Here is an 11,966-nt window from a genome sequence, read left to right as displayed (position 1 = left end):
GCCATGCTCGGCGCACAACCACAAAAACATTCACCATGTGAATCTTTTTATTTTATAAAAAAAGGGGGTAGATCACATATGCGGAGATTTTTATCGCATGAGTCCATGATATGGATAGGCATGTAACACTCGCCCCCATAGAGTTTTATCGCATCACTGAATCTACAGGCTTCTGCACTCGTTACTTGGTTGAATGACGACTGTCTGGCATTATGCGCCCAAGAAATCTCTAGGGCTGTTGACCTTAGTTATTATACAGCAAAGAATGAACGAAGGTAGTCAGTGGTAGAAAACAGCCAACAATTAAGTGACCGTTACGACGAACATGGTTACTTTGTTATCAGAAATTATTTCAATGAAGCTCAAATTGCATCGCTTAGAAAAGTCGTGCTGAAATTTCATGAATCATGGAAAGCAGACAACGAAGAATTCTATAAAGAAGAAGCATTTAACTCGTCTTTAATTACGGGAAGCGAGTATTTGCCTGCCGACGATAGAAGCGTGCTTTTCGACTTCATAAGCTCGAAACAAGTGATGGATGTGGTTGATGCGGTGATTCCGAACAAGCCGGCATTCATGAATACACAGCTGTTCTTCAACCCAGTAAACCCGCAGCAAAAAGACTTCTGGCATCGTGACTGTCAATACGACTACGACATTGATGACCAGATGAAAGTCATCATGGAAACCCAAGTATTGCATCTGCGAGTGCCCCTTTTTGATGAGCCCGGCATGGAACTTATCCCCGGCACGCACAAACGTTGGGATAACGAAGAAGAGTACAATGTTCGCCAAGAAGAAAACGGCAAAGTGAGCAGCGATGACATCTCTGGTGGTAAGCAGATACCGTTAGCCGCAGGTGACTTATTGGTGTTTTCAGCGGATATGATCCACCGAGGCCGATATGGCTTGGATCGTTTGGCTTTGGATATTTTGATCTTCGATTCGGCGGCAGACTATGTCGACTACGTTGATGACGACTGTTTACCGACGCCAGCTATGTTAAGCAATATTAGTGACCCAAGGTTGTTTATGAACACGCTACACTTAAAATCAATGCAGTACTCATAATCCATAAAGGTGCCCAAACTATGACTGACACTAAGCAAAATACCCGAATTAGCCAGTTCCGTTTCGGTCAGCCAAAAGAATCTCTCAAGTTAGAACATGTCGCTTTAGGGGTACTAGACAAAGATAAAGTTCGCGTACAAATTGAAGCGACTAACATCAACCCTAGTGATCTGTTGTCGATTTATGGTGTGGGCCAATACAAACATAGCCATCAGCCGCCGAGAGTACCGGGATTTGAAGCGGTAGGAAGGATTGTAGAATCCAGCAGTGCTGAGTTTATAGTGAATCAACGAGTGCTTGTGGCAACCAGTGGAACATGGCAGAACTATGTCGATGTATCACCAGATGATCTGTTCCAAATTCCTCAACATTTAGACAATGGCTACGCCTGTCAGTTGTACATTAATGCGCTAACCGCATGGGTGCTAACGACAGAAATAGCCAAGCTGACCCAAGAGGATGTGTTGATCATCAACGCGGGCAGTTCAGCCATCGGTAAGATCTTCTCCCAGTTATCAGCATCACTCGGCTTCAACATCATTGTCGTTACATCACAGCAGACACAATACCCTGCCACTTCCTGTTGGGTGATAGATGCGAACGCTGATCTAGTTTCTCAAATTAAGGCATTAGGCTTGCCTATGCCAACCGTTGCCTTTGATGCGATTGGCGGCTCACCCGGAACCGATCTTGTTCACACCCTTGGCAACAACGGGCGCTTTATCAACTATGGGACGCTGTCGTTGGATTTTTACGAGCCACGCTTCTTTGAGTACGCGAAAAACCAACACATCGATTTCAGCACCTTCTTCTTGCGTTATTGGGAGGAAGCAGAAGGTAAAGATGTTCGCCGTGATAAGTTCACGACCATGCTAGATCACTTCATCACAAACGACATTCAGCTCGACGTTGACCGCTATCTACCATTCGATGAAGTGCAAACCGCGATTGATCTCATTGAATCGAAAACCACACGCCTAGAGGGCAAGATCATCTTACTGCCACAGTAAGTGAGAGTTGGACGATATATACCTTGTTTATTTCAACAGGCAAGACGTTCAACAGCTTACAAGCGTGCTTGTTAATACACCATCGCTTAGGAAGTTTGATTAAAGAAATCGAAGATTGAAAAGATAGCGAAGAGTTGTGGTGCATTTCTCCATAACTTAAGTGGTTACGAGATGGTCATGAATCACATTTATTTTAAACATCAATTAGTTATATCATTAGAAATATGATACTGATCACCCATAAGATAACCTCGATTCTATATGGTAGCGTCATACTTAAAACCACGATGTGAACATACTTAGGTTCTGTCGCAAAGTTTGAGCTTTAGAGTTAAACTTTGCTTAATTTCTATTCATAACACTGATCCTCAATGTTTAAAGGCTGCCATTTTCCCTCTGAAGTTATTCTCGAAACTATCCGCTATTACCTTGCATACAAACTCAGCTATCGTGAAATTGAAGAGATACAATTAGAGCGTGGGGCCATTGTGGATCATGCCACTATCAATCGTTGGGTTATCAAATTTGCACCATTATTAGAGCATAGAGCGAGGCGTAGAAAGAAGCCGGTGTCTGACTCGTGGCGTATGGATGAAACCTACATCAAAGTCAAAGGTAAGTGGGTATACTATTACCGAGCCGTCGATAAATTTGGAAATGTCATTGATTATTATCTTAGCCCGAAGCGTGATGAGGCTGCTGCTAAAGCCTTTCTGAATAAGGCTATTTCACAAAATGGCTTACCAAGTAAAGTCGTCATAAATGGAAGTAAGAGTAACTACGCGGCTATCGATTCTATGAATGTTCAGCTTTGGTTGACGGGTTGTTTCATGCTCTCGCTAGTAGAGATTTTGGACATTAAATACCTGAACAATATCGTTGAGCAAAGCCACCGTTGGGTGAAGCAGAAAACACGTCAAGCTCTAGGTTGGAAATCAACGGAAGGAGCCTTGGCTAGTTTGCATGGGCGTGAAATGTGGACGATGTTGAAACAAGACCAGATAGATGTAGAAGGCAAGACGGCCTTTGAGCGATTCTACGCGCTCGCAGTATAAATGTATCTGTAGGATGGGCCTGTCACACCTCTAGCTAGATTTGCGACAGAGCCGAGTTAACCCCAGACCACAACGGTATGCTAAGAACAAAAATGCCGTTCACTCTTAAGTGAACGGCATTAGTATTAGGCTCGTGGTTTTTCTTTTCTTTCTTTGGCTTATGTACGTCTGCATGTCTTGCGCTGCTAATGTATATCTCATGAAGATAAACAAAACAATGACCACGTATAACCAGCATGGAACCTTCAATTGGTTCGAGGTCGACGGAGAAACGTACATACTGTTCAAAGTGGGCAGCAACAGTGCTCTATTGAACCAACACTATGAGGATGTCACCGAACAACAGAGCGAAATATATGGGCTGTTAGGGGCGATTCCATAAGCTCATACTGCACGTATTCACTTATGGTCTATCTATTCACTTGTGGTCTATCTACGCACTAACTAGCGCAAACATCCGTTCTTTTGGCAACAAGACCGAGCTACAACAAACGGTTCTTATACTGCTCTGGCGTTTGGTTCGCGTAACGTTTGAACATGGTGATAAATGGGCTTGCTTGGTTATAACCCAATGTAAGAGCGACCTCTTTAACCGATTGGCCGTTTCTCAACAAGTCCATTGAGTATAGGTAGCGCACTCGCAGTCGCCACTCGGTAAAGCTCATTCCAAGCTCGGTCTGGCAGTGGCGAGAAAGGGTTCTTTCCGTGGTGTGGACACGTTCAGCCCAATCTTTCAGCGTCACTTCATCGGTTGGGTTCTCTTCAACAGAAGCCAATATAGGCGCTAGATACTTATTATCGGTTGAAGGCAAGAAGTGGTGTTCAACCTCACGCTGCGCAAGTTGGTCAAGCAGTACCTGAACGAGCCTTTGGTCTTGCTCGGTTTCCGCAACATTGATCCCACGATCGCGAAAATCATCGATAATAGAAGACACAATCGGCGTGATCTTTATAAGGCTGGTTTTATCTGGCAGGTGTTGCGTGAGTTCTGGGGCGATATTTAGTGAACAGTAGTCCAAAGGCTTACGGTTATAACTGCAATGCATCACCCCGGCCGGTACCCAAATCGCTAGATGTGGTGGCGCTAGAAATCGTGTGCTTTCCGCTTCCATCTCTAATATACCACCACTGATCAATTGAACCTGTCCCCATGAGTGGCTATGAACTCGGGTTTCAGTGTTCGAAAGAAACGCTTCAAAATTCATAAATACGTTGGATGGTGCCTTATCAATTAATAAGGATGGATGAAGGTTTCTGGAGTGTTTTTTCAAACTTGTCTTCCTATCGCGCTTAATGTCTTTCTAAAGATACTTGTAAGTATAACGACCTGTCAAACTAGCCGCACCAACTCATTCGCCACGGAATTCACATGCATTACCTATTACCATTTTTTACAGTCTGTATCTGGGGCGCCAATGCAATCGTCAACAAGCTTGCTGCAAGCACCATAGAACCTAGCGCAATGAGTTTTTACCGCTGGTTTTTTGCGATGTTAATTCTCACGCCTTTCTGTATTCGCCCAGTGATGAAGCAGTGGGCTGTCATTAAGCCAAACTTATCTAAATTAGCGTTCCTCGGCTTTTTGGGCATGGTGTTGAACCAATCTCTAGGTTACTACGCAGGCTTAACCACAACCGCCTCTAACATGGCATTAATCACTTCTTTGGTTCCATTGGTCAGTGTATTTTTAAGCGTCCCTTTGCTGCACAAGTCGATTTCTAGTTTGAGTATTGTTGGCGGTGTGTTGTCACTATCAGGCTTAGCCCTGATGTTAGGCAAAGGCGATCCGTTATTCTTCATGCATCAAGAATTGACTCAAGGCGATGGCTATATGCTAATTGCAGCCTTTGTTTATGCTTCTTACTGTGTACTACTGAAACGCTGGAAAATGCCAATCAGTAGCTGGGTGGTGATATACATTCAGGGTCTGTTTGCTGTCGCGATGCTTACGCCACTTTGGCTTACCAGCGAACAACTTTTACCACCGCAACAAGCGCTCCCATTGATAGCTTACGCAGCGGTTGCCGCTTCGATTTTAGCGCCTTGGATGTGGGTGAAAGCGATTGACACCATTGGTGCTGACTCAAGCGCGATGTTCATGAACTTGCTTCCGGTTGTAGCGATCGTATTAGCCGCGACATGGCTTGGCGAAGAGATTAACCAGTTCCACATCATTGGTGGTGTGATGGTGATTTCAGGTGTCATCCTTGCTCAAATCAGAAGAAAACCAAGGCTTGAGGCTCCTCTCCCTCAACAAAGCTAAACGCATTACCCAACGCTCACATTAGGGTGAAAATTCAAACTCACGTTTCACACAGCAAATGAGAGTAGCTACTGTAATCCATACTATGATGAGCTCTTACAGCAAGCGAGTAAAACGGAAGATTAGTCTAAATGCTTTACTTTATATCAGCACGATGAGTCGCTAATCAACTATTATTCAGCAGTTATACCTTTATATCATTACAATCACACACGATTAGTGCGAAATACACTAAAAGGCTTCCCAAACAATAATCCGAAAGGAAATATCTACGCGAAGGATCTATACTTTTTAAAACAGTAAAAGTGAGCTTATAAGAAAACAATAATCACTACCACTTTAGTGGTATCTGAGATACAGTCACTTTAACTAAACCAAATCAACAGCGGTTAGTTGGCTAACACAAAAAAGTACCGACATGAGTACCACACGGCTTAGAAACACCTAGCATTACGCTAGGTGTTTTTTTTTTTTGCAATCGACCTATCTAGTGACTTAATCAGTATTTCTATTCTCTTGCTTGATATCACTTCATCCATGTTTGCCATTCGCCTGATACGCCTTTAAGCACCAATATTCATCAACTGATCATCTGTTTGAAAAAAATAGTCTTAACCATGAGATTATCCGCTTTAACTTATGTCATCTTAAGTATATTGTTACTAGCAAGTAACAAGCATGTTACGCAGCAAAATAATAATGAAGGAAGATAGATGAGCAGTAGCAATAGCCGACAAAATGGTAAACGAGACGTTACTCTGCGTTTTTTAGCTGAACCCGGGGATGTGAACTTTGGTGGTAAAGTTCATGGTGGTGCAGCAATGAAGTGGATCGATTTAGCAGCCTACGCTTGTTCCGCAGGTTGGAGCGGTAAATACTGTATAACAGCCTATGCAGGCGGAATTCGATTCGTTGCCCCAATTCATGTAGGCAACCTTGTGGAAGTAAGTGCAAAGGTCATTTACACAGGTTCATCTTCAATGCATATCGCTATCGACGTGCAAGCAAGCGACCCTAAAGAGCTCAATAACCGCCTAACAACTCACTGTATCGTTATTATGGTCGCTGTCGATGAGAATGGTAATCCGACTAAAGTGCCAGAGTGGATACCAGAGACGCCAGAAGACATCGAATTACGAGATTCGGCTATTCGCCTAATGAACATGCGAAAACAGATTGGTGAAGAGATGGAAGCTCACGTGAAGTACCTTAAGTAAGGTCCACCAGCTGCCCTCCCCCTACAAAACCTTATTACAATGCCAAGCGCCTGCTTGGCATTGATCTATTTGATACCTTCGTGCTCTACACAGCCAAATCCGCTGCACACCCAATACAGACGATAAGAGCGTGATACCCAGCCAAAGGTTGAAATGAATCGGCACTTGTTCACTGATTTATTTTGACTGTAATAAAGTCGTCATTTTGCTCTGATTAAATACCGCCAATCATAATAGATGCATTTGAATTTCTTGGAGCCACTCTTGAGCGTCATACGCCCCACTCTTAGCGAGTCTACACTGAACAATTTAAAGGCTGTTGAGTACCAATGGGTTAGAACTTTGTACGTCGAAGGCTACGACAGCAATGAAATCAACCACTATATCCAAACGTGTTTCGGTGGAGATCCGACATTTGCCGATCTATTTCGTCGCGTGGCACTCGATCAAGAAAGTATCTATGTGTTGTTGCAACACTTAGGTTGTGCTCCTTCTAGTAAAGAGTTCTAACTTCTAAGTCCCACCAAAAACCAGAAGCATAAATAAACCCACCTCCATAACCCTCATGAATGTCACTTGAATATTCTGTAACTACCTCTCGCTTACCCATACATTTTCAGTGCAATTTCAGGTTTTGTTGCATACAAATCATTGAAGTATCACGCATTGGAATATTCACAACATATCAATAGTACAACAGCCACTTATACTGAGTGTCTGATTTGTGAGACTAGTTCATTTCTACAAGTAACCAAAATGAAGTGGTCGGTATTTAGGAGAGAAGTAACTCGAAACTTTGGGTTTTAAAGTAGATATGAGCGCGATAGTTAACGAGTAACGCTGACACAAAAAACAAAAAGTAGCAGGCATAAAAAAACCCAAGTAAATACCTGGGTTAGAGTTACAAAAACCACTAATCATTAATAGCGTAAGGAACCTGATTAGTAGCCAGCTATGCGTAACCTGAGGGTTATTTTTATTACTGATCGGCGGCCAAACCAAATGATGTAATAAAAATGCCAATATAGAGCGACCTAACGGTCGCTCTTTTTCTTTCTTATAGAGTACAGCTTATCCTTTTACACCACCTGCCGTCAAACCACCAACTAACCAACGTTGAGCAAGTAAGAACACGATAGTAATCGGAAGTGCTGATAGTACAGCCGCTGCCGCAAAGTCACCCCATAGGTAGTTCTGAGGGTATAGGTACTGCTGCATACCTACTGCTAGCGTATAAGAGTTCACATCTGTAAGTAGGATAGACGCTACTGGCACCTCACCCACTGTCGCGATGAAAGATAGGATAAACACAACCGCTAGGATTGGCACAGACAGCGGTAGTAGAACCAGTCTGAATGCTTGCCAAGGCGTTGCACCATCAAGGGCTGCTGCCTCTTCCAGAGAGTTATCAATCGTCTCAAAGTAACCCTTAATCGTCCATACGTGCAGTGCAATACCACCTAGGTAAGAGAAGATTAGACCACCGTGTGTGTTCAAGCCTAAGAACGGAATGTATTGACCAAGTTTGTCAAACAGCGCGTAGATTGCTACTAGAGCCAATACTGCTGGGAACATTTGGAAAATCATCATCGCTTTCAGGATTGTGTTCTTACCTTTAAAGCGCATACGAGCAAACGCGTAAGCCGATGTCGTAGACAGTGTCACAATCAGAATCGATGTGATACCTGCAACCTTCACTGAGTTCCATAACCAAGTTAGCACAGGGAACGGAGGTGACGTTACCGAGCCATCTGCGTTCGTTACTGACATACCCAATGCTAACTTCCAGTGTTCCAATGATGGGTTATCTGGAATCAAACTACCGGTTGCGAAGTTACCTTCACGGAACGAGATCGCGATGATCATCAGTAGTGGGAAGATAATCATTGCCAAGAAGCACCACAACACTGCATGCGTTGCCCACACTCGGTATTTAAGGCCTTTACCTTGTACCATAGCCATTGTCGTGCTCCTTAATCTTGAGACAGTTTAGTGAAACGAAGGTTTAGTAACGCTAGTGCACCAACCAATAGGAAGATAAGCGTTGCGATAGCACTTGCTAGACCGAAGTCTTGACCGCCGCCGCCTTCGAATGCAATTCGGTACGTGTAGCTTACAAGCAAGTCTGTGTAACCCGCTGGCTCAGAAGTACCAATCATGTTCGGGCCACCGTTCGTCAATAGTTGAATCATTACGAAGTTGTTGAAGTTAAAGGCAAACGCTGCAATCAATAGCGGTGTAAGCGGTTTAATCATCAATGGGAACGTAATGCGCTTGAAGTTATCAAGGAAGTTCGCACCATCGATTGCTGACGCTTCGTATAAATCATCAGGAATCGCTTTAAGCAGACCCATACATAGAATCATCATGTAAGGGAAACCTAGCCATGTGTTAACCATCAACACCATGGTTTTCGCTAAGATAGGGTCTGAGAACCAGTTCGGGCTTAAGCCGAAGATATTCTCGAGCACCATGTTGATCTCACCAAAGCTTTGGTTGAATAGACCCTTAAAGATAAGAATCGAGATAAACGCGGGTACGGCGTAAGGCAGAATCAGTAGAACACGATAAATAGAACGACCTTTCAACTCTTCCCATTGCACGATGTTAGCCAATACAAGGCCGATAACTAGCGTGAACGCTACGGTACATACCGAGAAGATAACCGTCCAAATAAAGATGCTGATAAACGGTTCTTTAATGCCGTCATCTTTCCATACACGCTCAAAGTTATGCGTACCAATGCTAACCACGAAACCTGGAGAGATGGTATTACCCGTAAACTCACCATTTGCATCAACAGGCTGGTAGAAACCCACATCCATATTTGGCTTGAGAACTTCACCCGTTTCATTGTTGATTAACGTTTCTTCATCGTCTTGTAGCGTGTAAAGCGGAGCAACAGAAGCAAACTTACGTAAGCCACTCATGCGGATGTCACCACCGTCAGGTAGATTGAAATCAACACCACTGATTGCTGCTCGGTTTTGAATGATCGCTTTGATCTTCTCTTTTTCACCTTGCGCAGACTCAATAACAGATAGGTCCATCTCTGTTTCTGTCATATTGTCTAGAGAAAATACGTCAGTCGCTAACAGTTGATCGCCATCTTTTACAACGATCTGGTGACCGTCATCTGTCTTGTACAAAGTAAATGGGTAGCTCTCACCGCTTTGGAAAGAACGGTCTAAAAGAACGGTTTGAGTGCGCTCTAGAGAAAGTTGGTTTTTCGCGCTGTAGTTAGTAAACGCAAGCCCTACGGTGTATGCCAATGGGAAAAGAATGAACAAGATCATTCCGGCAATACCTGGGTAAATATAACGGTGGGCGTAAGTTTTTTTACTACCAAAAATGTAAAGTGCCAAAGCCGTTAAGATCACTGTAAGCAGCGCAAAAGCGAGCTCACCGCGAGAATACATTAGAATTGTAGCGTAGCCGTTTATTAAGCCAACGCTACCAAGCAACCCCCATTTAATGAAGACGCTTTTACTGCCTGGAAGGCTTGATGGTGCTGGGATAGCATCTGTACCTTGAACTGACTGCATAGAGGAACCTGCTAGCGATATAGATAAAAAATAGAAAAGTAAGGAGAGGTTACCCTCTCCTTAAAAGGTAGTGCCTGGGTGTTACTTAACCATACGACCTTCAGCAGCTTTTAGTGCTTGGTCTACTGATTGACGGCCGTCAACTACGTTGCCGATCGCTTCTTCCATGCTGTACCAGAATGTTGTGAACTGAGGGATGTTAGGCATGATTTCACCGTTCATCGCGTTGTCCATTGTTGCTGCAATACGAGTATCGCTGTCTAGTTGACGTTGGAAAGAGTTAAGAGCAACAGCGCCTAGTGGCTTGTCGTCGTTCAGGCTCTTCATACCTTCATCTGTTAGTAGGTAGTTTTCCATGAACTCAACAGCTAGATCGCGGTTTGGAGACGCAGTGCTGATACCACCCGCCCATACACCAACGAAAGGTTTAGACGCTTTACCGTTGAACTTAGGTAAAGTTGTTACGCCGTAATCTACGCCAGCTTTCTTGATGTTTTCCCAACCCCAAGGGCCGTTGATTGTCATTGCAACGTTACCTGCAACGAATTCAGACTCAGCTACTGAGTAATCCATGTCTGCAGAGATAACTTTGTCTTGTACCATCTTCTCGATGAAACCTAGAGACTTCTGAACACCGTCAGTCGCTACGCCCGCATCTTTAATGTCGTAACCTTCTGCAGTCTGTTTGAATGCGTAACCGCCGTCAGCTGCAAGTAAAGGCCATGTGAAGTAAGCGCCGCCACGTAAAGGCCACATGATCGCTTTCTTGCCGTCTTTCTGAAGTTCAGCGTTAAGTGCTGGGATTTCTTCCCAAGACTTAGGTGGGTTAGGAACAAGTGCTTTGTTGTAAATTAGGGAAACTGACTCAACAGCAACAGGGTATGCGATTGTTTTACCCTCGTATGAAACAGCGTCCCATGCGAAGTCTACGATACCTTCTTTAGTCTCTTTAGAAGGTTTGATATCAACAAGAAGTCCCGCTTCTGCATAGCCGCCAAAACGGTCATGTGCGTAGAAGATCATGTCTGGGCCATCGCCAGCTGCTGCTACTTGAGGGAATTTTTCTTCTAGCTTGTCAGGGAAAGCGACGGTTACTTTAACACCAGTATCTTCTTCGAAGCGTTTACCTACTTCAGCCATGCCTTCATAAGCTTTGTCACCACCTACCCAGATTGTTAGTTGTCCTTCTTCGATAGCAGCATTTGCACCAAAAGAACCCAGAGCAACTATTGTACCTAGAGCTACAGCGCTTAGAGCGTTTTTCATGTGAATATCCTTTTTATATTTATACGTAGGGCACATCTACCAAGATGAGCCAGTTTTCGGAGGTTATGATCTGAGAAAACAGACCCTAGCTCATCATCCTAGCCACTACGCCCTAGCTATTATGGCTTAAATTCGTGATCGCCATCCGGTCAGATTAGAGACTGCAATCACAAAACGTATACTCATCGTGATCAACATCACCGTTACGTGGTGGATTTATTTGAACTGGATCGCCAATTATTAATAACCCCGTATATCTACTCCTCCCCTCCTACTCCCCCTAGTTAATTTCCCATTGGGAGGATGTACCCTTACGCCATTTCACCGAAACTGCATTCATCCAAGAGTGGATAGTAAGAACCCTTTACCGGCAAGTGTTATGCGTTGACGCATTATTCATTTAGTTGGCTTCACTGCCCGCTGGTGTCTTATATTAGCATCGAGCTAAATCTGTGATTGAATCACGGGGGAGGTTTAGCTGGATGTGGGGGAAATGGGCATCAGTTTGGCTATGACGGGTGGGCTTGGTTAAAGAAGCC

The 11,966-nt window shown here is 43.9% G+C and carries 11 protein-coding genes and 1 pseudogene; 8 read left to right on the top strand and 4 right to left on the bottom strand.

Annotated elements, in window-relative coordinates; all coding sequences use genetic code 11:
- Positions 1-282 precede the first annotated feature (282 nt).
- The 4 genes from AB4371_RS02995 (at position 283) to AB4371_RS02980 (ending at position 3,518) form a co-directional block, all read left to right on the top strand.
- Entirely contained in the window at positions 283-1,071 is a 789-nt protein-coding gene (locus AB4371_RS02995) for a phytanoyl-CoA dioxygenase family protein (RefSeq protein WP_017059991.1), read from the top strand.
- 20 nt (positions 1,072-1,091) lie between these two features.
- A complete protein-coding gene (locus tag AB4371_RS02990) occupies positions 1,092-2,081 on the top strand; it encodes a zinc-dependent alcohol dehydrogenase family protein (RefSeq protein WP_017059992.1) in 990 nt (329 codons plus the stop codon).
- 371 nt (positions 2,082-2,452) lie between these two features.
- Positions 2,453-3,136 carry an IS6 family transposase gene (locus AB4371_RS02985; RefSeq protein WP_372148870.1) on the top strand — a complete coding sequence of 228 codons (684 nt, stop codon included), beginning with the start codon at positions 2,453-2,455 and terminating at the stop codon, positions 3,134-3,136.
- 199 nt (positions 3,137-3,335) lie between these two features.
- On the top strand, positions 3,336-3,518 hold the full coding sequence (locus AB4371_RS02980) for a hypothetical protein (RefSeq protein ID WP_017060054.1): 183 nt from the start codon (positions 3,336-3,338) through the stop codon (positions 3,516-3,518).
- A gap of 100 nt (positions 3,519-3,618) precedes the next feature.
- Here AB4371_RS02980 and AB4371_RS02975 read toward each other — a convergent pair whose 3' ends face one another.
- Positions 3,619-4,407 carry a helix-turn-helix domain-containing protein gene (locus tag AB4371_RS02975; protein WP_029235520.1) on the bottom strand — a complete coding sequence of 263 codons (789 nt, stop codon included), beginning with the start codon at positions 4,405-4,407 and terminating at the stop codon, positions 3,619-3,621.
- A 98-nt stretch (positions 4,408-4,505) separates the two neighbouring features.
- Between AB4371_RS02975 and AB4371_RS02970 the strand changes: the two genes are divergently transcribed.
- The 4 genes and pseudogenes from AB4371_RS02970 to AB4371_RS02955 all read left to right on the top strand — a co-directional run bounded on the left by AB4371_RS02970 (position 4,506) and on the right by AB4371_RS02955 (position 7,126).
- Positions 4,506-5,399: a DMT family transporter gene (locus AB4371_RS02970; protein ID WP_017065645.1), complete on the top strand. Its 894-nt coding sequence runs from the start codon at positions 4,506-4,508 to the stop codon at positions 5,397-5,399.
- A 48-nt stretch (positions 5,400-5,447) separates the two neighbouring features.
- A pseudogene (locus AB4371_RS02965) lies at positions 5,448-5,702 on the top strand (peptide ABC transporter substrate-binding protein); the annotation flags it as partial.
- Between the two features lie 410 nt (positions 5,703-6,112).
- Complete coding sequence (locus AB4371_RS02960) at positions 6,113-6,616, top strand: acyl-CoA thioesterase (RefSeq protein WP_017064263.1); 504 nt, start codon at positions 6,113-6,115, stop codon at positions 6,614-6,616.
- Between the two features lie 237 nt (positions 6,617-6,853).
- The gene (locus tag AB4371_RS02955) at positions 6,854-7,126 is read left to right on the top strand and encodes a hypothetical protein (protein ID WP_019822928.1); all 273 of its coding nucleotides are present in this window, start codon (positions 6,854-6,856) and stop codon (positions 7,124-7,126) included.
- 561 nt (positions 7,127-7,687) lie between these two features.
- Here AB4371_RS02955 and malG read toward each other — a convergent pair.
- From malG to malE, 3 genes are all read right to left on the bottom strand, one after another.
- Positions 7,688-8,578, bottom strand: a complete 891-nt coding sequence (malG, locus tag AB4371_RS02950) for a maltose ABC transporter permease MalG (RefSeq protein ID WP_017060050.1) — start codon at positions 8,576-8,578, stop codon at positions 7,688-7,690.
- Between the two features lie 11 nt (positions 8,579-8,589).
- Positions 8,590-10,161 (bottom strand): maltose ABC transporter permease MalF, encoded by a 1,572-nt coding sequence (gene malF, locus AB4371_RS02945; RefSeq protein WP_017060049.1) that lies wholly within the window; start codon positions 10,159-10,161, stop codon positions 8,590-8,592.
- A gap of 81 nt (positions 10,162-10,242) precedes the next feature.
- Positions 10,243-11,427 (bottom strand): maltose/maltodextrin ABC transporter substrate-binding protein MalE, encoded by a 1,185-nt coding sequence (gene malE / locus AB4371_RS02940; protein WP_102394061.1) that lies wholly within the window; start codon positions 11,425-11,427, stop codon positions 10,243-10,245.
- Positions 11,428-11,966 lie beyond the last annotated feature (539 nt).

Source organism: Vibrio sp. 10N.261.51.A3 (genome assembly GCF_041471965.1).
Taxonomy (GTDB): domain Bacteria; phylum Pseudomonadota; class Gammaproteobacteria; order Enterobacterales; family Vibrionaceae; genus Vibrio; species Vibrio crassostreae_C.
The sequence above is the reverse complement of the archived record's forward strand: the minus strand, read 5'-3'. Positions and strand labels throughout refer to the sequence as shown.

What these genes read in the sequence shown, in the direction of transcription:
- AB4371_RS02990 (WP_017059992.1), top strand. Translation starts at nt 1,092, where the DNA reads ATGACTGACACTAAGCAAAATACCCGAATTAGCCAGTTCCGTTTCGGT.
- AB4371_RS02985 (WP_372148870.1), top strand. Translation starts at nt 2,453, where the DNA reads ATGTTTAAAGGCTGCCATTTTCCCTCTGAAGTTATTCTCGAAACTATC.
- AB4371_RS02980 (WP_017060054.1), top strand. Translation starts at nt 3,336, where the DNA reads ATGAAGATAAACAAAACAATGACCACGTATAACCAGCATGGAACCTTC.
- AB4371_RS02970 (WP_017065645.1), top strand. Translation starts at nt 4,506, where the DNA reads ATGCATTACCTATTACCATTTTTTACAGTCTGTATCTGGGGCGCCAAT.
- AB4371_RS02960 (WP_017064263.1), top strand. Translation starts at nt 6,113, where the DNA reads ATGAGCAGTAGCAATAGCCGACAAAATGGTAAACGAGACGTTACTCTG.
- AB4371_RS02955 (WP_019822928.1), top strand. Translation starts at nt 6,854, where the DNA reads ATGCATTTGAATTTCTTGGAGCCACTCTTGAGCGTCATACGCCCCACT.
- malG (WP_017060050.1), bottom strand. Translation starts at nt 8,578, where the DNA reads ATGGCTATGGTACAAGGTAAAGGCCTTAAATACCGAGTGTGGGCAACG.
- malF (WP_017060049.1), bottom strand. Translation starts at nt 10,161, where the DNA reads ATGCAGTCAGTTCAAGGTACAGATGCTATCCCAGCACCATCAAGCCTT.
- malE (WP_102394061.1), bottom strand. Translation starts at nt 11,427, where the DNA reads ATGAAAAACGCTCTAAGCGCTGTAGCTCTAGGTACAATAGTTGCTCTG.